This is a genomic window from Symbiobacterium ostreiconchae, assembly GCF_055396975.1.
On sequence record NZ_AP042454.1, the window covers coordinates 2,347,790 to 2,367,924 of the forward strand.

Sequence of the window (20,135 nt, forward strand, 5' to 3'; positions counted from 1 at the left end):
CCGGTGCTGCGGGGCCTCTGGCGGGCATCCGGGTGCTGGACCTCTCCCGGGTCCTGGCGGGCCCCTACTGCGCCCAGATGCTGGGCGACGCCGGGGCGGACGTGATCAAGGTGGAGTCGCCCGCCGGCGACGACACCCGGGCCTGGGGGCCGCCCTTCCTGGCGGGGTGCGAGCCGCAGCCCGGCCGGCCGGGAGACAGCGCCTACTACGTCTCCTGCAACCGGAACAAGCGGGGGATCGTGCTCGACCTCACCACCCCCCACGGCCGGGAGGCGCTCTGCCGGCTGGTCGCCCGGTCCGACGTGCTGATCGAGAACTTCAAGCCCGGCACCATGGAGCGGTGGGGCCTGGGCTACGAGGACGTGCTGCGGCATCTGAACCCGGGCCTGGTCTACGCCAGCATCAGCGGCTACGGCCGGACGGGGCCGGATGCGGACCTGCCCGGTTACGACTTCGTGGCGCAGGCCGTCGGCGGGATCATGTCCATCACCGGCGAGCCGGAGGGCGACCCGATGAAGGTGGGCGTGGCCGTCACCGACCTGACCACCGGGATGATGGCCGCCTTCGCCATCTGCGCCGCCCTGATCGCCCGGCAGGCGACGGGCCGCGGGCAGCGGGTGGACCTCTCGCTGCTGGAGACCCAGGTGGCCTGGCTGGCCAACGTGGGCCAGTCCTACCTGGTGAGCGGCCAGCCGCCCCGGCGCTGGGGCAACGCCCACGCCTCGATCGTCCCGTACGAACTCTTCCACGCCGCCGACCGGCCCATCGTCGTCGGCGTGGGCAACGATGCGCAGTTTGCGCGCTTCTGCGCCGTGCTGGGCCGGCCGGAGTGGGCGGCGGACGAGCGGTTCGCCACCAACCCGGCAAGGCTGCGGCACCGGCGGGAACTGGTGGGGCTCATCGCCCGCGAGCTGCGCACCCGGCCGGCGGCCGAGTGGCTCGCGGCCATGCGGGCGGCCGGCGTCCCCTCCGGGCCCGTGCGCACCATCCCCGAGGTCTTCGCCGACCCGCAGGTGCTGGCCCGGGCGATGAAGGTGGAATGCCGCCACCCGGCGGCCGGGATGATCTCCCTGATCGGCATCCCGTTCAAGTTCGGCGACACGCCGGCGGCCGTCCGCCGCCATCCGCCCCGGTGGGGGGAGCACACGGCGGAGGTGCTGGCCGAGATCGGGTACAGCGAGGATGAGATCAAGCAGTTCCTGATGTGAACGGCGGGGTCCCCGCGGCGCGACAGGGGAGGCCCTGCGGCGACTATGCGTTCTGTTCGCAGCCACTGTGGGGGCCCGGTTCCGTCAGTCCCGCGCCCAGCGCAGCGGGTTGCCCTCCAGCGAGATCTCCCCGATCTGCCCATCCTCCGTCCGCACCCAGAGGCGCCAGGCGTCCGCGTACCAGCCCAGGGCCGGCACGTCCGAGCGGGGGCGGTACGGGGCGAACCGGGTCCCGGCGGAGAGCAGCGCAACCAGCGCCAGCGCCGCGACGAACCACTTCCCGAACCTCTTCAACCGGGACAAACGCCGCATTCGCCCGAAGGTTACGGGACCCGCGGCAGATGGCCCGCCCGTTCTGCTGCCGATGCCCCTTGACCTCGCAGTCCCGAGGTGGTAACGTGATCGCAGGACATGCTACTTTAACCCAGTCCCGTGAGGCTGGTAAGGAGCATCATACTGAACCGCAGGCCCCGGCGCGGATTGGCTTGAGCGCGCGCGGGCGCAGCGTGAGACAGTAAACCTCCTTGCCGGTGACGGGCAGGGAGGTTTTTCATGCCCACGAGGAGGTGGCTTCCGTGACCCAGCCCAGGCCGAAGGCAATCCTGATGGACGCGAACCAGATGAAGCGGGCGCTCTCCCGCATCGCCCACGAGATCATCGAGCGGAACAAGGGGACGGAGCACGTGGCCCTGGTCGGCATCCGGCGCCGGGGCATCCCCCTGGCCCAGCGGCTCGCCGCCCGCCTGAAGGAGTTCGAGGGCCGCGATGTCCCCGTCGGCACGCTGGACATCACCCTGTACCGCGACGACCTCACCGAGCTGTCGTCCCTGCCGGTCGTCCACAAGAGCGAGGTCGATTTCAAGCTGCCCGGACGCGTGGTGGTGCTGGTGGACGACGTGATCTACACCGGCCGCACGGTCCGGGCGGCCCTGGACGCGCTGCTGGACATCGGCCGCCCGTCCGCCATCCAGCTGGCGGTGCTGGTGGACCGCGGCCACCGGGAACTGCCCATCCGGCCCGACTACGTCGGCAAGAACGTGCCCACCTCCCGCCGGGAGCGGGTGGAGGTCAACGTGGTGGAGATCGACGGCGAGGACTACGTCGCCCTCTTCGACAACGAGGGGTAGGCGCCTGCGCCCCGGCGAGCAGGACCGGGGCCCGGCAGGGCCGCGAAACAGGTCCGGCGGGTGGGGCCTGCAGCCCGGCGGGTGAGCGATGCAGGCAGGCAGCCCGTGACGGCCGAACAGGCCTGGCGTTCCGCAGAGCAGGGATGGCAGCCTGACGAACAGGGTTCTGCGCGTACGAGGAGGAGGAGCATGGCCAGACTGAAGCGGAAGGACATCCTGGGACTCCAGGACATGACGGCCGAGGAGATCGACCTCGTCCTGGACACGGCAGAGGCGTTGAAGGATCTGGCAACCCGGCCCATCAAGAAGGTGCCCACGCTGCGGGGCAAGGCGATCGTGACCCTGTTCTACGAGCCGTCCACCCGCACGGCGAAGTCGTTCGAGCTGGCGGGCAAGTACCTGGGGGCGGACGTCATCAACATCTCCGCCTCCACCAGCTCGGTGCAAAAAGGGGAGACCCTGAAGGACACGGCCCGCAACCTGGAGGCCATGGGCGTCGACGCCGTGGTGGTGCGCCACAGCATGGGCGGCGCGCCGCATCTCCTGGCCCGGGCCCTGCGGGCGTCGGTGATCAACGCCGGCGACGGCCTGCACGAGCACCCCACCCAGGGGCTGCTGGACCTGCTCACCATCCGGCAGAAGAAGGGCGGCTTCAGAGGGCTGAAGGTCGCCATCATCGGCGACTCCTACCACAGCCGGGTCGCCCGGTCCGACATCTACGGCCTGACCAAGTACGGGGCGGAGGTCTGGCTGGCCGGCCCGTCCACGCTGCTGGCGCACGGCTTCGAGGAGTACGGCGTGCGCACCACCACCCGGGTGGAGGAGGCGCTGGAGGGGGCGGACGTGGTGAACGTCCTCCGGCTGCAGCTGGAGCGGCAGGCGAAGGGGCTCTTCCCCACGGTGGCCGAGTACCACCGGTTCTGGGGCGTCACCGAGGAGCGGCTGCGCCTGGCCAAGCCGGACGTCCTGCTGATGCACCCCGGCCCCATGAACCGGGGCGTCGAGATCTCGACGGCGGTGGCCGACGGGGACCAGTCGGCGATCCTGGAGCAGGTGACCAACGGCGTCGCCGTGCGCATGGCCCTGCTGTACCTGCTGCTGGGAGGGGGTGAGGCGGCATGAGCAGCCTGCTGATCCGCGGCGGACGGCTCCTGGACCCGGCAAGCGGGATCGACCGGGTCGCGGACCTGCTGGTGGAGGACGGGCGCATCCGGGCGGTCGGTCCGGATCTGCCGGCGCCGGCGGGCGCCACGGTCATCGGCGCCGCCGGCAAGGTGGTGGCCCCGGGCTTCATCGACGTGCACGTGCACCTGCGGGTGCCGGGCCTGGAGTATAAGGAAGACATGCGCACCGGTACGGCGGCCGCGGTGCGGGGCGGGTTCGTCGGGGTCGTCTGCATGCCCAACACCCGGCCCGTCATCGACAACGCGCCGCTGGTGGCGCACGTGCTGGACCTGGCGGCACGGGAGGGGCTGTGCCGGGTCTGGCCCGCGGGGGCGATCACCAAGGGGTCGCAGGGGGAGGAGCTGGCCGAGATCGGCGAGATGGCCCTGGCCGGCGCCTGTGCCATCACCGACGACGGCCGCCCCGTCGACCGGGCGGAGACGATGCGGCAGGCCATGATCTACGCCCGCCAGTTCGACCTGCCGGTGATGGACCACTGCGAGGACCGGTCGCTTTCCAGCGGCGGCGTCATGCACGAGGGCCGGGTCTCCTCGCTGCTGGGGCTGAAGGGGATGCCCGCAGCCGCCGAGGAGGTCCAGGTGGCCCGGGACATCCTGCTGGCGCTGGAGACCGGCGCACGGGTCCACCTGCAGCACCTCTCCAGCCGCCGCTCGGTGGAGCTGGTGCGCTGGGGCAAGGCGATGGGAGCGAAGGTGACGGCCGAGGCGACGCCGCACCACTTCACCCTCACCGACCAGGTGGTCGCCGACATGCAGTACTCGACCAACACCAAGATGAACCCGCCCCTCCGGGAGGAGGCCGACCGGCAGGCGATCCTGGAGGGCCTGCGGGACGGCACTATCGACATCATCGCCACCGACCACGCCCCGCACCACATCGATGAGAAGGACGTGGAGTACCCGCTGGCGGCCTTCGGCATCACCGGGCTGGAGACGGCGGTGGGCCTGGCCCTGGACCGGCTGGTGCGCCCCGGCCTGATCAGCCTGGAGCAGCTGATCCTGATGATGTCCACTCGCCCGGCCCGGCTGATCAACCGGACGCCGCCGGCGCTCACGGAGCGCGCGGAGGCCGACATCACCGTGCTGGACCCGGACCGGACCTGGACGGTGCGGGCCGAGGAGATGGCCTCCAAGTCGAAGAACTCGCCGTTCATCGGCTGGACCCTCACCGGCGCGCCCTACGCCACGGTGGTGGGCGGCCGGCTGCGGATGCTGGAGATGAAGGTGGTGGCGGGATGACGTCTTCTGCCCTGCGGCAGGCGCAGCTCCGGGCCGAATGGGTGCGGGAGCGGGCGCGGGTGCGGGCCCACGAGGGCGACGGGGAGATCTTCAAACTCACCCTCCTCGCCCCGGAGATCGCCCGGCGGGCGGCGCCCGGGCAGTTCGTGCAGGTCCACCCGGTGCCTGTGGCACCGCAGCCGCCGGCGTCGGCGGACCCACCCGGGCACCGGGGGGCGCCTCACCCGTCGGCGTCGGCGGGCCAGCCCGGGCACCGGGGGGCGCCTCACCCGTCGGCGTCAGCGGACCCACCCGGGCACCGGGGGGCGCCTCACCCGTCGGCGTCAGCGAACCCACCCGGGCACCGGGGGGCGCCTCACCCGTCAGCGGTGGGCGTCCCTGCCATCGATCCGCTGCTGCGCCGGCCGCTCTCCCTCTGCGAGATCCGGCCGGAGGCGGGGGAGATCACCCTGATCTACCGGGTGGTGGGCCGGGGCACCCGCCTGCTCTCCGCCGTGCTGCCCGGCGCAGCGGTCGATCTGCTGGGGCCACTCGGCCGGTCTTTCCCCGACCCCCGGGCCGGACAGGGCCGGCTGCTCCTGATCGGCGGCGGCCTGGGCATCCCGCCCATGGCGGCCGCGGCCCGCTGGGCGGTGCAGTGCGGACGGCCGGCGGCGGCGATCCTCGGCGCCCGCAGCGCCCGCTACCTGGCCGGCGCCCGGGAGGTGTCCGAGGCCGGGATCCCGGTGATGATCGTGACCGACGACGGCTCGGCCGGCGAGCAGGGGGTGGTCACGGATGCCCTGGAGCGGTTGCTGCGTCCTGCTGAGGCACCCATCGGCGAGGTCTGGGCGTGCGGCCCTGAACCCATGCTCGCCGCGGTGAAGGCGCGGTGCGCTGCGGCCGGCATCCCGTGCTTCGTCTCCGTCGAGCGGCACATGGCCTGCGGCTTCGGCGCCTGCCTGGGCTGCACGGTGCCCCGGGCGGGGGGCGGCTACCTGAAAACCTGCCAGGACGGCCCCGTCTTTCCGGCAGAGGAGGTGGTTCTCGGTGAGTGCTGATCGGCTTACCGGCGCCCCTGTCAGCCTGCCCGACAGCGGGCTTGGCGCTGCTCCCTCCGGTGCGCCGGACCTCACTGTCCACCTGTTCGGCCGCGCTTTCAAGACGCCCGTCTGGCCCGCATCCGGCTGCTTCGGCTACGGCCGGGAGTTCGCCGGTGTGATGGACCTTTCCGAGATCGGCGCCATCTGCGTCAAGGGCACAGCTTCCGAGCCCTGGGACGGCAACCCGGGCACCCGGGTGGTCGAGACGCCGGGGGGCATGCTCAATGCCATCGGCCTGCAGAACCCGGGGGTGGATCACTTTCTCGCCGTCGACTGGCCCTGGCTGAAGGAGCAGGGCGCCACCGTGATCGTCAACATCGTCGGGCGGACCGTCGAGGAGTACGTGGCCGTCGCCCGCCGCCTGGAGGGAACAGGCGTCGCCGCGCTGGAGCTGAACATCTCCTGCCCCAACGTGAAGGAGGGGGGCATGGCCTTTGGCACCATGCCCAGGAGCGCCGCTGAGGTCACCGCCGCGGTGCGCCGGGCGACCACCCTGCCCCTCATCGTGAAGCTCTCGCCCAACGTCACCGACATCGTCGCCATCGCCCGGGCGGTGGAGGACGCCGGGGCCGATGGACTGTCGGTGATCAACACCCTCCTGGGCATGTCCATCGACATCCGCCGCCGTAAGCCTCACCTGGGCAACGTGTTCGGCGGCCTGTCCGGGCCGGCGATCAAGCCCGTCGCGCTCCGGATGGTCTGGCAGGTGGCCGGTGCGGTGAAGGTGCCCGTCATCGGGATCGGCGGCATCATGACCGGCGAGGACGCTGTGGAGTTCCTCATGGCAGGCGCCTCGGCCGTGCAGGTCGGCACCGCCTGCTTCGTTGACCCGCGTGCCCCGGTGCGCATCGCGGAGGAACTGGCCCGTTTCATGGCCGAAAACGGCTACCGGCGCGTCAGCGACCTGGTGGGAGCTGCCCGGTGAAGGGCGGCGTGACGGGCAGCGCCGTGCCGGGTGGCCCGGTGCCGGGTGGCCATGTGACGGGTGGCCCGGTGACGAGTGGCTCAGTGACAGGCGGCGGCGGATTCGGGAAAGCAAGTTCACCCGGGACCCGTGAAGGAGGAAGACCCTTGAGGCAACATCTGGAGCCCAGTGCGGTGCTGGAGATTCTGCGCGCCACGGGTGCGCTTCTGGAGGGCCATTTCCGGCTGACCTCGGGACGACACTCCGACCGGTTTTTTCTCATGCCGCACACCTTCCAGCACCCCGGCGAGACGGAACGGCTGTGCCGGGAACTGGCATCGCGCTTCCAGGAGGACCAGGTGGAGACCGTGATCGGGCCGGCCACCGGCGGTATCATCCTGGCCTACGAGGTGGCCCGCCAGCTGAGCCGGCTCACCGGACGCCCCGTGCGGGCCATCTTCACCGAGAAGACCGAGGAGGGGGGGATGGCGCTGAAGCGGCAGTGGCGCCTGCGGCCCGGCGAACGGGTCCTGGTGGTGGAGGACGCCGTCACCACGGGCGGATCGGTCCAGAAGGCCATCGCCGCGATCGCCGGGTACCAGCCAGCGCTGGTGGGGGTGGGATGCATCGTGGACCGGGCCGGCGGAAGGGTGGATTTCGGCGTGCCGCTGCGCTCGCTGGTCCGCATGGAGGTCGAGTCGTGGAGCCCGGAGGACTGCCCTCTCTGCCGGGCCGGCGTGCCGCTGGTGAAGCCGAAGGGATAGTTAGCACTCGACCCTCATGAGTGCTAATTCCCCCTTGAATCTACCTCTGCTCCCAGGTACAATTACGTCATGATTCTTCAGCAAGGGGGGAGACAGGCATGCCGATCTACGAATTCAAGTGCAACGCTTGCAACCACCTCTTTGAGGAACTGGTCCCGGTGAACACCACGGGTGAGGGTCAGAAGTGCCCGGAGTGCGGGCATATTGGCGCAAGGCGGCTGGTCTCCGCCTTCGCTGCGCATGGCTTGGAGAACGGACACATTGCGGTGGGGCAGAAGCTCACCAGCTTGGACAAGGCCAGGGCCAGCGGCCAGTCTTCGGGCAAGTCCGGGGAGAGCAAGTCCGGCGGGAGCTCCTCTTCCGGTGAGAGCTCCAGCAAGTCCGCATAAGTGCACGAAGGAAGGGGGGACCGGCGCCGGCCGGTCTCTCTTGCTGTTGCATTTCAACAGATGATATGATGCTGTCAGGGGAGGGACGGTGAATGCGGCGTATCAAGTACAAGGACGACGAGTACCTGGTTCACACACGGTCTGGCATGCGGCTGATCGATGCCCTGGTGGAGCAGGGGGTTCCGGTCACCTGTGACTGCGACGGCAAGTCGCACACGACCGAGCAGTGCCTGGTGCAGTGGCCGAAGGACACGGCTTTCCTCCTGACGGAGCCGACGCCGTTTGAGCAGCAGCAGCTGGGCGATCGTCTGGAGAAGGGTCACCGGCTCGCCTGCCAGGCCATGTTCAAGTAAGAAGTTGAATGATGGGGAGCACCGACCTGAATCGGTGCTTCTTTTCTTACTGGGCTGCCCGGCTGGGTGCACCCCCAGGTGCCGGGCCTATCCGTTCTGTTCGTGCTGACTGTTGGGGTTCGCCTGCACCCGGGGTGGGGCTTGTGCCGCCCAGCCGGGTGGACCCCCTAGGTGCCGGGCCTATCCGTTCTGTTCGTGCTGACTGTTGGGGTTCGCCGGCACCCGGGGGTGGGGCTTGTGCCGCCCGGCCGGGTGGACCCCCTAGGTGCCGGGCCTATCCGTTCTGTTCGTGCTGACTGTTGGGGTTCGCCGGCACCCGGGGGTGGGGCTTGTGCCGCCCGGCTGGGTGGACCCCCAGGTGCTGGGCCTATCCGTTCTGTTCGTGCTGACTGTTGTGGTTTCCGTCAGCTCCGGGGCAGTACTTCAGCTGCTTGGGGGCACGGGGCGGCGCCGTAAGTGGAAGCAGATCACCCCTGAGGGTGACCTTGCCACACTGGACAGCGAACCAGCGTTCGCATATAATGGAAACAGAAACCAGCCATGAGAGGTGCTTCCAGAATGCTCGCGGCGTCCGTGTGCCCGTCGCAGGCCGGTCATACTCCGGCCCTCCCCGACCTCTCTACGGAGCAGGCCAATCCTGGGCCGGAGGTGCAATCCGTGCAGGGAGCGGACTGCCGTGACTGCGCGCCAGGGGACACTGATCCCGGCGCCGGACAGGCACAGCCCGTCCGGCCTGTCATCGAGACGCGGCGGAGCTGTCCGAGGTGTGGCGGACGGCAGGTGGCCCTGCACGGCGGCTTTCGCATGGCCTCCGGCCGGCGGGTGCAGCGCTACCTGTGCAGGACCTGCAGGCGCACCTTCAGTTCCAACACGGGCACGCCGTTCTACCGGATCCGCAAGCAGGAGAACTGGTTCGCGATGGTGGAGCTGCTCGCCGAAAACCTGTCCCTGCGGCAGGTGGCGTCTCGCCTCGGCATCAGCCTGTCCACGGCTTTCCGCTGGCGCCACCGGGCGCTTGCGGTGCTGGCCGCCCAGCCTCGCGCGCAGCTGGAGGGCGATGTCAGCGTGGACGTTTTCCTGGTCAAGTACTCGGAAAAAGGGAGCCGCATCTGCAACGGGCCCGGCAGTTGGGGGTACTGGAACCTCCTCCGCAGGGGTCTCGCGGACGGGGGCTCCCGGTCCTGTGCCGGCGGCGGCCGAAACCGGTTCCGGCTCTTCATCGACGGCAGGCCGCTCAACGTGATGGTCGCGGAAACGGACGGCGGGTATGAGCTGGAGATCCTGGGGCAGGGGAGACGCACGCCCGACATGGTGGGCCAGGGCCTGTCCCGGCTGGTCAAGCCCGGTTCCCGCGTGTTTGCTTTCGGCGGCAACGAGTACCGGCAGGCCTGTGAGTTGCTGGGATACACCCACCACGACGGGGTTGCCGCTATCGCACTGCAGGCCAAATCGGCCGCGCCGGCGTCGTCGGGAGGAAACCAGAACGGCGGGGAGGCCCGTCGCGTCTACCCCACCCGGTCCCCCAACCTGCCTACATGGTGGCTTCGCCAGTTTCGCGGTGTGGCCACGCGGTACCTGCATCACTACCTGGCCTGGTTCCGCCATATCGTGCGTATTGTACAGTATCCGGACGGGCAAAGCCTTGCACTGGCGGACGGCCGCGCGTGGCTGCGCCGGTCCGCGTGCTGAGGTGACGGAGTAGCTCTCGCCGGGGCTGCCGCTTCAGCGGGGCTGTCGCCTCCCCGGGGTTGCCGCAATGCCTGTGCTGTCCCCTCTGTACGACTTGACTGCCGTCTCACCGGGGCTGTTGCCTGGCTGGGGGCTGCCGCCTCGCAGGGGCTGTCGTCTCGCTAGGACTGCCGCTTCACCTCGACTTGGGCCTCACCGGGGCTGTGGCCTCGCGGGGGTTGCCGCCTCACACGGTCGCGCAGACTGACCCGTTTCCTGACGCCGTTAGCCTGCTCCATGGCCACTGGCCTCCCTCTCGCATCGCGGTTCAGGTGCGGGGGATTCCTTCCCGCGTTCCTGCCGCGGCTCGGACTCCAAGCCCTGGGTCGCAGGTCGCTGGCTGGCTCATAGACGCCAAGAGCGCACACCTCCGGGCGCGCCCGGGTACCCACAGTCACGGCGAACAGACCGGATAGCGCCGGCACAGGGTCGGCCCGTAGGCGCGTAAGTGCGAACGCCCGGTGGCGCGCCCGGGTACCCACAGTCACGGCGAACAGACCGAATAGCGCCGGCGCAGGGTCGGCCCACGGGCGCGTAATTGCGTACGCCCGGTGGCGCACCCGGGTACCCACAGTCACCGCGAACAGACCGGATAGCGCCGGCGCAAGGTCGGCCCACAGGCGCGCAAGTGCGTACGCCCGGTGGCGCCCCGGATACCCACAGTCACGGCGAACAGACGGAATAGTGCCGGCACAGGGTAGGACCCCGGACACGAGGTGTCATGACGCCCTGCCGCGGGGGATGCTATGCCCGGGGGGATGAGCCATGGAGATGACCAATCTGACTGCAGTCTCGGTAATCTCGGAGGCGAACTTCACAAAACGGATCTGTTTCAGCCACCCGCAGGTGCTGGTGTTCGTCCTGACCTTTGCGCCGGGGCAGGGGCTGCCCAGGCACAAGCATCCCGGGTCGACGCTGGTGGTTCATGTCGCGCGGGGATCCGGGACGGTCGTCGTGGATGACAGCGAGACATCGGTTTCGGCGGGGGACATCCTCCTGGTGCAGGGAGAAGAGGAGTTCTCCGTGCGGAACACCGGCACCGAGGCGCTGGTGCTCCTGGCCAGCCTCAGCCCGAATCCGTCCGATCGGCGATACGCCCAGCCCGTGGGGTGATCCACTTCGCCGAAAGCGCACGAGCCCGGCCCAGAGGGGGCCGGGCTCGACTCCATCCGTTGTCGGGGGGCCCGGTCGCCCGCCAGAGGCACCGAATTGCCTCGACACAGGCTGACTTGCGCCCGCAGCAAGAGGGTTTGCCACCCCAGTTGTTGAAGGTTGGAAGGCCGCACACGGAGGCGTTCCGTCCGGGCGTGCGGCGGCACAACTTCCCGGGAGGGGGCTTCCGCAGCATGAGATGCACCAGTCTCCCGCGCCGCGTGACCACCGTTCTCGTGTGCTGCCTGCTCGCGCTGTCCGTCGGGTCATCCCCGGCCCGTGCGGCCGGCCCGACCGCAGCAGCCTCATCCGCCCCATCCAGCTCGGCTGCGGCCGACTCATCCGTCCGGGCGCCGGTCGTCCCGTCGGGCCCGGCTGCGGCTGCCCCGCCTGCGCCGCTCATTCCGGCGGCGTCCGAGGTGAAGGGGGTCTACCTCACCGCCTGGAACGCGGCGAACCCGGACTTTCTCCAGGGCATCCTGGACCTCATCGACCGCACCGAACTCAACGCGGTCGTGGTCGACGTGAAGGACGACTCCGGCCGGGTGACCATCACTACCGACGAGCCGACGTCCACGGCGGCCGGGGCGGTGCGGCCCTTCATCGCGGACCCGCAGGCCTTCACGGCGGAGCTGCACCGGCGGGGCATCTACGCCATCGCCCGCATCGTCGCCTTCAAAGACCCCATCGTCGCGCCGGCCCGGCCCGGGTGGGCCGTCCAGCACGCCTCTGGCGGCATCTGGCGGGACTGGAACGGCGTCGCCTGGCTCAACCCCTACAACCGGGAGGCGTGGGACTACGTGATCCGCATCGCCCGGGCCGCGGCGGAAGCCGGCTTCGATGAGATTCAGTTCGACTACGTGCGCTTCCCCACCGACGGCGACCTGCGCGCCACCCGCTACCCCGGCGCCGACGGCCGCGCCTACGAGCAGGTGGTGGCAGACTTCCTGGCCCATGCCCGGGACCAGCTCGCGCCCTACGGGGTTCTGGTGAGCGCCGATGTCTTCGGGCTGGTGACCTCGGTGTCGGACGACATGGGGATCGGCCAGCGGCTGGAGGAGATCGCCGGGGCCGTGGACTACGTCTCGCCGATGCTCTATCCCAGCCATTACGAGCGGGGCAACCTGGGCCTGCCCAACCCGAACGCCATGCCGTACGAGACGGTCTACCGCTCGCTGGTCGATGCCCGGGACCGCATCCTGGCCGCCGGCCTGGACACTCGGACCGCGGTGCGGCCTTGGATCCAGGACTTCTCGATGGGCCATCCGTACGGGCCCGATGAGGTCCGCGCCCAGATCCGGGCGACCTACGACGCCGGCTACACCAGCTGGATGCTCTGGAACGCCGCCAACCGCTACACCGAGGCGGCCCTCCTGAGCGGCGACACGGCGCCGCCCCGCAGCCTGCCGCCCTCGGAGGTCGGTCCGGCGGTGACGGTGCTCCTCAACGGCCGCACCCTGACCTTCACGGACGTGACACCCTTTATCGCCCGCAGCACCGGCCAGACGCTGGTGCCGCTCAGGGACATCGCGGCGGCGCTGGGCGGCGCCGTGGACTGGGACAGTGCGTCCGGCACGGCCCGGATTTCCCTGGGCGGGCGCACCATTGCCGTCACGCCCGGCAAGGCCGAGGCGCTGGTGGACGGCCGCACCGTGCCGCTCACCCAGCCGGCCGTGCTCTGGCAGGGACGGACGCTGGTGCCGCTCCGGTTCGTCAGCGAGGGCCTGGGCGCCCGGGTGGAGTGGGACAACGACAACCGGCGGGTGATCCTGCGCACCGCGCCCTGACGGGGAAACGGGACGGACCCGTATCTTCCGTCCCGCGCCTCCGACTAACATTGCGGATACCCTACGGGGTATATGTATTAAGTTCCGAGGAGGCGTGTCTTATGGGTGCGACGCAGCCCCGCATCGTCGTGTTCACCACCCCGAGCTGCCCCTGGTGCCGCCGGGTCAAGCAGTACCTGACGGAGAACGGCTTCCGCTTCCGGGAGATCGACGTCTCCCGCGACGAGCGCTCGGCCCGGGAGCTGGTGCGGATGACGGGCCAGACGGGGGTGCCGGTGACGCTGATCGGGAGCCGTCCGGTGGTCGGCTTCAACCGGGCGGAGATCGACCGTCTCCTGGGAATTCGCTAAGGGAGGAGAGCAAGATGCGCATCGAACCGCTGGACGACCGGGTACTCATCGCAGTGGACGAGGAAGAGGAGGGGCCCAGCAGGACCTCGTCCGGCCTGTACCTGCCGGACACGGCGAAGGAGAAGCCCCGCACCGGTGTGGTGGTCGCGGTGGGCACGGACGAGGACCTGCGGGAGAAGATCAAGGAAGGCGACCGGGTGCTCTACGCCAAGTTCTCCGGCGATGAGATCGATCTGGACGGGAAGCGCCATCTGCTGCTCTCCCGGAATGAGATCCTGGCCATCGTGCGTGAATGATGACCTTCAGGCCGGCGGCGTCGAGGCCCCGGCCTTTTTTGTTGACTTTTCCGGCACTTCCAGCAGGACTCGTCCCCTTCCCGCCCGAAACAGAGACAGCGAATGCGAGCACGGAGGGATGGGCCATGGCGGCCGACTGGAAGGGCTATATGGAGGCGCACCAGTCCCGGTTCCTGGATGAGTTCCTGGAGCTTCTGCGGATTCCCAGCATCTCCACCGATCCCGGAGCCGCGGGAGCGGTCCGGCAGGCGGCCGGCTGGGTCGCGGACCGGCTGCGCCGGGCCGGCATCGAAGAGGTGCAGCTGCTGGAGACCGGCGGGCACCCGGCGGTGTACGGGCAGTGGTGCCGGGCGCCGGGGAAGCCAACGGTGTTGATCTACGGGCATTTCGACGTTCAGCCCGTCGACCCTCTGCACCTGTGGACCCACCCGCCCTTCGAGCCCGCGGTCGTGGACGGACGGGTCTACGCCCGGGGCGCGACGGACATGAAGGGCAATCTGCTCCTGCCGGTTATCGCCTGCGAGGCCCTGCTGCGGACGGAGGGGCAGCTTCCGGTCAACGTCAAGTTCCTGCTGGAGGGCGAGGAGGAGATCGGCAGCCCCCACCTGGGCCCGTTGCTGGAGGCGCACCGGGAGCTCCTGGCCTGCGACGTCATGGTCAGCGCCGACGGCGGCTGCGGGACGCCTGAGCGCCCCGAGGTCTGGCTGGGGCCCAGGGGGCTGGTGGCGATGCAGATCAACGTGCGCACCGCCGACCGGGACCTCCACTCGGGCAACGGCGGGCTGGCGCCCAACCCCATCCACGCGCTGGTGCGGCTGCTGGACTCCATGCGCGACGGAGAGGGGCGCATCACCGTGGCGGGGTTCTACGACTCGGTCCGGCCGCCGGCCGACGACGAGCGGGCCGAGATCGCCGCCGCGGCGGCCCCCCTGGCCGAGTTCCGGGCCGCGACCGGGGTACGGGGCTTCTTCGGCGAGCCGGAGTACACGCCCTTTGAGCGGGCCTCGGCCCGGCCGACGCTGGAGGTGAACGGCATCTGGGGCGGCTTCACCGGGGAGGGGGTGAAGACCGTCATCCCCTGCGAGGCCCACGCCAAGATCACCTGCCGCCTGGTGCCCGACCAGCGGCCGGCGGAGATCCGGGAGAAGCTGCTGGCCCACATCCGGCAGCACGCGCCCGCCTACGCCGAGGTCACGGTGGACCATCTGCCCGGAGAGGCCGACCCGTACCTGATCCCGCCCGACCACCCGGCGCAGAGGGCTCTGGTCCGGGTGGTGACGGCCCTGACGGGCAAGGCGCCGCGGGTGACGCGGGGGTTCGGCACGGTGCCGGTGATGGGGATGGTGAAGCGGATCCTGGGCGTGGAGACCATCACGCTGGGCACCGGCCAGGCCGACGAACGGGCCCACGCGCCGGACGAGTTCTTCCGGCTGGACTCGTTTGTGCGGGGCCAGCAGGCGTATGTGATGCTCCTGCGTGAGCTGAGCGACCTTTGCGAAGATACGGGAGCATAAGACACGACTTTGTCACCTCAGGAGAGTTGAGTTCTGTCGCCAAAGCGAGTAACCTATATAGTGGTTGGTCCGGTTGGTGAGCGGTGCGCGTCCGAGGTTTGCTCCGGGATCGTGTTCCCTCTCCACATCAGGCCATCGACAACTCCTGAAGTGAGGGAGGGAGAAAGATGATCAAGACACTCTACTTCGGCAACCTCCCCTGGGCGGTGACTCCGGAGGACCTGGAGGCCGCAGTGTCCCAGTACGCGGAGGTGAAGGCCGCGCGGGTGGCGACCGATCGGGAGACGGGCCGCAGCCGGGGCTTCGGCTTCGTGGAAGTGCCCGCGGAGCAGGCGCAGGCTGTGATCGACGCCCTCGACGGCGCCGAGTGGGCCGGCCGCACGCTGACGGTCAACGAGGCCCAGCCGCGTCCCGGCCGCCGGTAGGTTCGCAGCAACAACTGCAGAAACGCACAACCGCCTGGCAGGTGCGCCAGGCGGTTGTTCTTTTTTGCCCCCCGCGGCCGCTACCGCACGCCGCAGATGCGCGCCGCGGCCAGAGCGAAGACGGACACGCTGTGCTGCAGATCCGCCTCGTTGATGTCGAAGCGGGGCGTGTGGTGGCCGTCCTTGTGGTCGGTGCCCTGGACCATGTAGAGCGTGTGGGCGCCGCGCTGCGCCGCCCGGGCGGCGAGGAGGGTGAAGTCGTCGCTCCCGCCCATGACGTGCCCCTGGTTGTGGACGGTGAGGCCGGGCACGTGGGCCGCCTCCTCGGCGATCAGCGCCGCCAGCTCCGGGCTGTTGTTGGAGCTGAGTCCGCGGCCCTGCACCGAGATGGAGAGCTCGACCTCCTGGGCGATGGCGGCGCCCTCCAGCACCTTCCGTGCCCGGTCTTCCATGTACCGCAGGATGTCGTCGGTGGCGCCGCGCACCTCCAGCGCCATGTACGCCTCGGCGGGAATGACGTTACGGCCCGTTCCGCCCCGCACGACGCCGACGTTGATGCGGGAGACGCCCTCCCCATGGCGGGAGATGGCATAGAGCCCCTGGATCGCCTGGGCCATGGCGAGCACCGCGTTGCGGCCCTTGTGGGGCTGGGCCCCGGCGTGGGCCGGCGCTCCCGTGAAGGTCACGTCCAGTTTGGAGGAGGCCAGCAGCCCGTCGATCCGGGTGTAGAGGTGGCCCGACGGGATGCCGCCGCCCAGGTGCGCGGCCAGCAGGTAATCGACGTCGTCGACGACGCCCGCCTCCACCATGGGGTTGGCGCCGCGGCAGCCTTCCTCGGCCGGCTGGAAGATGAGCCGGATCGTGCCGCAGAGCTGGTCAGCGACCCGCGCGATGATCTCGGCGACGCCCAGGCCGATGGCCGTGTGGCCGTCGTGGCCGCAGGCGTGCATCTCGCCCGGGTGGCGGGACGCGAAGCCCTCGATGAACGGGATGTGATCGGGATCGGCGCTCTCGCTCACGGGGATGCAGTCCATGTCAAACCGCATGGCCAGGGTGGGGCCGGGGCGCCCGGTGCGCCACTCCCCGACGACGCCCGTGAGGCCGCCGCGCATCAGGGGCAGGAACTCGGGGTCGGCGCCCTCGGACTCCGCCCGCCGGTAGGCGGCTTCCAGTTCTTCGGGCCCCGGGAGGCCCAGCAGCGCGTCCGGGTCCATGACCTCCCGGCCGACCTTCACGTCGAAGCCGAGATCCTTCAGCCGCCGGGCGACCCGGCTGGCGGTGCGGAACTCCATGTGGCCGAGCTCCGGGTACATGTGGAGGTCCCTGCGGGTGGCGATCACGGTGGGCATGACTTCGGAGACGAGCGACAGGATCTTCTGGCGCATGGTACAGACCTCCCGTCAGATTGGGGGTTACCAATCATCATTCGCTGCAGAAGGCCGTGCGGCCTGTGGCTCAAAAGTAGGTTTGCCCATGTGCGCGCCTCGTCATTTCGGCGCTGGGCCGAACGTGGGCGGCGGTAGTCCCATGGAACCAGGGAAGGGCGCCGCGGCCTCACGGCCGGACGGTCCGCCCGTTCAGCAGGGCATGGAACCGCCGGTTCAGCCGGGCGTAGAGCCCCCGGTTCCGGCGGTACAGTTCCTTGAAGGCGCCGAACAGCTCGTCGTAGACCCGCCGGTTGGCCGGGGCGGGTTCGAAGGTCCGGGCGATGGCCACCAGGTCCGGCACCTCGTCAAAGCTGAGCTCGCCCAGCCCCACCAGGGCGAGCAGGCCGGCGCCGCGCACGTTCGCCTCCAGGGGCCGTTCCACCTGGTAGACGACCCGGCCCAGGACATCGGCGTAGATCTGGCACCAGAGCTCCGAGCGGGCACCGCCGCCGATGAGCCGGACGGGATCCAGACGCCGCCCGACGAAGCCGTCCACCGCCTCGGCCAGCCAGCGGGCGTTGAGGGCGACGCCCTCCAGCACCGCGCGCACCAGGTGGCCCCGGGTGGCGCCCAGCGTCAGGTTGTGGAAGCCGGCCCGCACCCAGGGGTCTTCCACGGGGGTCCGCTCGCCCACGAGCCACGGCGTGAAGATGAGCCCGTCGCTGCCGGGCGGGACCTCGGCGGCCAGGGCCAGGAGACGGGGGATGTCTTCGGCTGCCCGCCCGTCCGCCAGCGCCGCCCGGCCTCCGGTCCGTTCGTCGGGCAGCGGGACTGCGCTGCCGGAGGAGGCGGGTTGTGCGCCCGCACGCGCGCCCGGCTCCATGAGGAGATCCCGGAGCTGCAGCAGGCAGGCCCCGGCCGTCTCCTGCTCATTGGCGACCAGGTACCGGCCCGGGATCGCCGCCGGAATGGACGCCATGTTGTGCAGCAGGTCGGTCCTCATGTAGGGCACGTGGGCGGAGATCCAGGAGGAGGTGCCGACATACAGGTGGGGGTCCAGGTCGCGGGTGCCGCCCGAGCCGATGGCGGCGGCGTGGATGTCCGGCGTGCCCGCGACCACGTGGGTCTCCGGCCGCAGTCCCAGCGCCTCCGCCGCGGCGGGCCGGAGCCGGCCCAGGACCGCCGTCGCGGGGAGCAAATCCGGAAGCTGGGAGCGGTCCAGGCCGGCGGCGGCCAGCAGGTCCGGGTCGTAGCGGACGTGGAAGGGATCCCGGTTGTCGGTGACCCAGTGGAGCGTGATGGCCTCGTAGGTGGAGGCGAACTCGCCGGTGAGGCGCAGGTTCAGGTAGTCCTTCGGCTCCAGGAACTTGTGCGCGGCCTCGTACACCTCGGGGCGGGCCCGGCGGATCCAGAGGATGTGGGCGATGGAGTCCTTGCCGGCCTTGCCGGGGATCCCGCCGGTCCGGCGGATCCAGAGCCAGAGCTTGTCCACGCCGTACCCGGCGACGGAGACGGGCCCGCCGGTGAGCCGGGCCACGTCCGGCGCGCCGCGGGTGTCCATCCAGCTGATGGCCGGCATCAGGGGGCGGCCGTCGCGGCCCACGGCCACGGTGGCGGACCACTGCGCCGTGCAGCAGACCGCGGCCACCTGGTCCGGGGCGGCGATGCCCCGGGCCAGGAGCCGGCGGGTGGCGGTGACGACGGCGGCCCACCACTCCTCGGGATCCTGCTCCGCCCCGCCGCCCGGCAGCACCGTAAGCTTCACCGGCACCGCCTCCAGGGCCGCCACGGCGCCGCCGAAGGAGACGAGGGCGGCCTTCAGGGCGGAGGTGCCCAGATCCAGCGCCAGGACGTACTGCTGGGCCATGGCGCTCACACCTCGTAGAGCAGGTCGATGAAGCCGGTGAGCACCTGCCGGACCAGCTCCGGCGGGGCGGAGGCGGCCATGCCGTAGATGGGGGCCATGCCGGTCTGCCGGGAGGGGTTGGCGCGTACGTGCTCTGCCGCTGCCTGCAGGTCGGCCAGGAACCGGTCCACGACCCCGGGCGCCGTGTGCCGGAGCGTGACGGCGATGTGAAAGGCCGGCGGCCGGTGCAGCCCGTTCAGCCGCCATCCCCGCCCGGCCATCTCCTCCATCACCTGGTAGATGTTGAGGTCGTCGGCGGCGACGGCGATCACCCAGAGGGGGTCGCCCAGGATCTTCAGCCCGGGGATCCGGCGGATGCCCTCCTTCAGCCGGCCGGCCGCCTCCAGGATCCGGCGGGTGGCGTCGAGATACCCCTCCTCGCCCATCGAGAGCATGGCCGCCCACGCCGCGGCGCTGAGCGCCCCGGGACGGCTGCCGGCGATGGTGGGGGAGAAGTAGAGGCCCCCGGGCCAGTCGGCGGCGGTGAAGTACTGGTAATGGAGCAGCTCGCGGCTCCGGTAGAGGATGACGGAGGTCCCCTTGGCGCCGTAGCCGTACTTGTGGGTGTCGGCCGAGATGGAGGTGACGCCGTTCAGGCGGAAGTCGAAGGGGGGCACGGGGTAGCCCAGCCGCTCGGCCCACGGCAGGACGAAGCCCCCCAGACAGGCGTCCACGTGGCAGCCGATGCCGTGCTCGGCGGCCAGCGCGGCGATCTCGGGAATCGGGTCGAGGACGCCGTGCGGGTATCCCGGGGCGGACCCCACGAGGACCACGGTGTTTGAGGTGATCGCCTCCCGCACGGCCCGGACGTCGGCCCGGAAGCCCTCGTCCAGCGGGGTGCGGATGAGCTTGATGCCGAAGTACTGCGCGGCCTTGTCGAAGGCGGCGTGCGCGCTGACGGGCACCACCGCCTCCGGGGCGGTGATGCCCTTCGTCGCGCGGGCCCAGTCCCGGTAGGTCTTCATGGCCAGCAGCAGCGACTCGGTGCCGCCTGAGGTGACGGTGCCGCAGACGGTCCCGCCCGCGGCGTCGGCGCCCAGCATGCGGGCGGTCATGGCGACGATCTCGGCCTCGAACTTCGCCGCGCTGGGCCAGAGGTCGGGGTGCAGCGGGTTGGACTGGGAGTGGAGGGCGTAGACCCGGTTGAGGAACTCGATGTGCTCGGCACCGCCGTGGTAGACGGCGCCGGAGGCATAGCCCTCCCGCCAGATTGGGGACTCGGCCTCGTGGACGGCCGCGATCTCGGCGAGGATGTCTTCCCGGGGACGACCGGTCCGGGGCAGGCGGGTGTGAGACGGAAAGCGGTCCCGGTAGGGCTTGATCTGAGCCCTCAGGGAGGCCAGCAGATCCATGCGTCATC

General features: G+C 70.5%; 20 protein-coding genes. 16 read left to right on the top strand and 4 right to left on the bottom strand.

Going from position 1 to position 20,135, the window contains the following annotated elements:
- The first annotated feature begins 17 nt into the window (after positions 1–17).
- Positions 18–1,208 (top strand): CaiB/BaiF CoA transferase family protein, encoded by a 1,191-nt coding sequence (locus tag ACZ5UM_RS11340; protein WP_464848356.1) that lies wholly within the window; start codon positions 18–20, stop codon positions 1,206–1,208.
- Between the two features lie 84 nt (positions 1,209–1,292).
- Here ACZ5UM_RS11340 and ACZ5UM_RS11345 read toward each other — a convergent pair whose 3' ends face one another.
- On the bottom strand, positions 1,293–1,502 hold the full coding sequence (locus ACZ5UM_RS11345; protein WP_464844230.1) for a hypothetical protein: 210 nt from the start codon (positions 1,500–1,502) through the stop codon (positions 1,293–1,295).
- Between the two features lie 281 nt (positions 1,503–1,783).
- Here ACZ5UM_RS11345 and pyrR point away from each other — a divergent pair, with 281 nt between their 5' ends.
- The 15 genes from pyrR (at position 1,784) to ACZ5UM_RS11420 (ending at position 15,502) form a co-directional block, all read left to right on the top strand.
- Entirely contained in the window at positions 1,784–2,335 is a 552-nt protein-coding gene (gene pyrR, locus ACZ5UM_RS11350) for a bifunctional pyr operon transcriptional regulator/uracil phosphoribosyltransferase PyrR (protein ID WP_464844231.1), read from the top strand.
- A gap of 189 nt (positions 2,336–2,524) precedes the next feature.
- Positions 2,525–3,457, top strand: coding sequence for an aspartate carbamoyltransferase catalytic subunit (locus ACZ5UM_RS11355; protein ID WP_464844232.1), 933 nt, complete (start codon positions 2,525–2,527; stop codon positions 3,455–3,457).
- On the top strand, positions 3,454–4,758 hold the full coding sequence (locus ACZ5UM_RS11360; RefSeq protein ID WP_464844233.1) for a dihydroorotase: 1,305 nt from the start codon (positions 3,454–3,456) through the stop codon (positions 4,756–4,758). The genes ACZ5UM_RS11355 and ACZ5UM_RS11360 overlap by 4 nt, the downstream gene beginning before the upstream one ends.
- The gene (locus ACZ5UM_RS11365) at positions 4,755–5,798 is read left to right on the top strand and encodes a dihydroorotate dehydrogenase electron transfer subunit (RefSeq protein WP_464844235.1); all 1,044 of its coding nucleotides are present in this window, start codon (positions 4,755–4,757) and stop codon (positions 5,796–5,798) included. Before ACZ5UM_RS11360 ends, ACZ5UM_RS11365 begins: the two co-directional genes overlap by 4 nt.
- Positions 5,799–5,823: 25 nt before the next feature.
- Positions 5,824–6,765: a dihydroorotate dehydrogenase gene (locus ACZ5UM_RS11370; RefSeq protein ID WP_464848359.1), complete on the top strand. Its 942-nt coding sequence runs from the start codon at positions 5,824–5,826 to the stop codon at positions 6,763–6,765.
- A gap of 146 nt (positions 6,766–6,911) precedes the next feature.
- On the top strand, positions 6,912–7,508 hold the full coding sequence (gene pyrE / locus ACZ5UM_RS11375) for an orotate phosphoribosyltransferase (RefSeq protein ID WP_464844237.1): 597 nt from the start codon (positions 6,912–6,914) through the stop codon (positions 7,506–7,508).
- Positions 7,509–7,606: 98 nt separating this feature from the next.
- Positions 7,607–7,897 carry an FmdB family zinc ribbon protein gene (locus tag ACZ5UM_RS11380; RefSeq protein WP_464844239.1) on the top strand — a complete coding sequence of 97 codons (291 nt, stop codon included), beginning with the start codon at positions 7,607–7,609 and terminating at the stop codon, positions 7,895–7,897.
- A 92-nt stretch (positions 7,898–7,989) separates the two neighbouring features.
- Positions 7,990–8,250: a hypothetical protein gene (locus ACZ5UM_RS11385; RefSeq protein WP_464844241.1), complete on the top strand. Its 261-nt coding sequence runs from the start codon at positions 7,990–7,992 to the stop codon at positions 8,248–8,250.
- 780 nt (positions 8,251–9,030) lie between these two features.
- Positions 9,031–9,939, top strand: a complete 909-nt coding sequence (locus tag ACZ5UM_RS11390) for a helix-turn-helix domain-containing protein (protein WP_464844242.1) — start codon at positions 9,031–9,033, stop codon at positions 9,937–9,939.
- An 804-nt stretch (positions 9,940–10,743) separates the two neighbouring features.
- The gene (locus ACZ5UM_RS11395) at positions 10,744–11,091 is read left to right on the top strand and encodes a cupin domain-containing protein (protein ID WP_464844243.1); all 348 of its coding nucleotides are present in this window, start codon (positions 10,744–10,746) and stop codon (positions 11,089–11,091) included.
- A gap of 233 nt (positions 11,092–11,324) precedes the next feature.
- Entirely contained in the window at positions 11,325–12,917 is a 1,593-nt protein-coding gene (locus ACZ5UM_RS11400) for a putative glycoside hydrolase (protein WP_464844244.1), read from the top strand.
- A gap of 101 nt (positions 12,918–13,018) precedes the next feature.
- Complete coding sequence (locus ACZ5UM_RS11405) at positions 13,019–13,267, top strand: glutaredoxin family protein (RefSeq protein ID WP_464844246.1); 249 nt, start codon at positions 13,019–13,021, stop codon at positions 13,265–13,267.
- 14 nt (positions 13,268–13,281) lie between these two features.
- On the top strand, positions 13,282–13,563 hold the full coding sequence (locus ACZ5UM_RS11410) for a co-chaperone GroES (protein ID WP_464844247.1): 282 nt from the start codon (positions 13,282–13,284) through the stop codon (positions 13,561–13,563).
- Between the two features lie 125 nt (positions 13,564–13,688).
- Entirely contained in the window at positions 13,689–15,077 is a 1,389-nt protein-coding gene (locus ACZ5UM_RS11415) for a dipeptidase (RefSeq protein ID WP_464844248.1), read from the top strand.
- Positions 15,078–15,244: 167 nt separating this feature from the next.
- A complete protein-coding gene (locus ACZ5UM_RS11420; RefSeq protein WP_464844249.1) occupies positions 15,245–15,502 on the top strand; it encodes an RNA recognition motif domain-containing protein in 258 nt (85 codons plus the stop codon).
- A gap of 80 nt (positions 15,503–15,582) precedes the next feature.
- On the opposite strand, the gene ACZ5UM_RS11425 is transcribed toward ACZ5UM_RS11420, so the two are convergent.
- The 3 genes from ACZ5UM_RS11425 to ACZ5UM_RS11435 all read right to left on the bottom strand — a co-directional run bounded on the left by ACZ5UM_RS11425 (position 15,583) and on the right by ACZ5UM_RS11435 (position 20,127).
- On the bottom strand, positions 15,583–16,887 hold the full coding sequence (locus ACZ5UM_RS11425) for an amidohydrolase (RefSeq protein WP_464844250.1): 1,305 nt from the start codon (positions 16,885–16,887) through the stop codon (positions 15,583–15,585).
- 169 nt (positions 16,888–17,056) lie between these two features.
- The gene (locus tag ACZ5UM_RS11430; RefSeq protein WP_464844252.1) at positions 17,057–18,736 is read right to left on the bottom strand and encodes a xylulokinase; all 1,680 of its coding nucleotides are present in this window, start codon (positions 18,734–18,736) and stop codon (positions 17,057–17,059) included.
- 5 nt (positions 18,737–18,741) lie between these two features.
- The gene (locus tag ACZ5UM_RS11435; protein ID WP_464844253.1) at positions 18,742–20,127 is read right to left on the bottom strand and encodes a pyridoxal phosphate-dependent decarboxylase family protein; all 1,386 of its coding nucleotides are present in this window, start codon (positions 20,125–20,127) and stop codon (positions 18,742–18,744) included.
- Positions 20,128–20,135 lie beyond the last annotated feature (8 nt).

Bases quoted from the DNA above. Each gene is read 5' to 3' on its own strand.
- ACZ5UM_RS11355 (WP_464844232.1), top strand. From the start codon at position 2,525: ATGGCCAGACTGAAGCGGAAGGACATCCTGGGACTCCAGGACATGACG.
- ACZ5UM_RS11360 (WP_464844233.1), top strand. From the start codon at position 3,454: ATGAGCAGCCTGCTGATCCGCGGCGGACGGCTCCTGGACCCGGCAAGC.
- ACZ5UM_RS11365 (WP_464844235.1), top strand. From the start codon at position 4,755: ATGACGTCTTCTGCCCTGCGGCAGGCGCAGCTCCGGGCCGAATGGGTG.
- ACZ5UM_RS11380 (WP_464844239.1), top strand. From the start codon at position 7,607: ATGCCGATCTACGAATTCAAGTGCAACGCTTGCAACCACCTCTTTGAG.
- ACZ5UM_RS11385 (WP_464844241.1), top strand. From the start codon at position 7,990: ATGCGGCGTATCAAGTACAAGGACGACGAGTACCTGGTTCACACACGG.
- ACZ5UM_RS11395 (WP_464844243.1), top strand. From the start codon at position 10,744: ATGGAGATGACCAATCTGACTGCAGTCTCGGTAATCTCGGAGGCGAAC.
- ACZ5UM_RS11400 (WP_464844244.1), top strand. From the start codon at position 11,325: ATGAGATGCACCAGTCTCCCGCGCCGCGTGACCACCGTTCTCGTGTGC.
- ACZ5UM_RS11405 (WP_464844246.1), top strand. From the start codon at position 13,019: ATGGGTGCGACGCAGCCCCGCATCGTCGTGTTCACCACCCCGAGCTGC.
- ACZ5UM_RS11410 (WP_464844247.1), top strand. From the start codon at position 13,282: ATGCGCATCGAACCGCTGGACGACCGGGTACTCATCGCAGTGGACGAG.
- ACZ5UM_RS11415 (WP_464844248.1), top strand. From the start codon at position 13,689: ATGGCGGCCGACTGGAAGGGCTATATGGAGGCGCACCAGTCCCGGTTC.
- ACZ5UM_RS11420 (WP_464844249.1), top strand. From the start codon at position 15,245: ATGATCAAGACACTCTACTTCGGCAACCTCCCCTGGGCGGTGACTCCG.
- ACZ5UM_RS11425 (WP_464844250.1), bottom strand. From the start codon at position 16,887: ATGCGCCAGAAGATCCTGTCGCTCGTCTCCGAAGTCATGCCCACCGTG.
- ACZ5UM_RS11430 (WP_464844252.1), bottom strand. From the start codon at position 18,736: ATGGCCCAGCAGTACGTCCTGGCGCTGGATCTGGGCACCTCCGCCCTG.
- ACZ5UM_RS11435 (WP_464844253.1), bottom strand. From the start codon at position 20,127: ATGGATCTGCTGGCCTCCCTGAGGGCTCAGATCAAGCCCTACCGGGAC.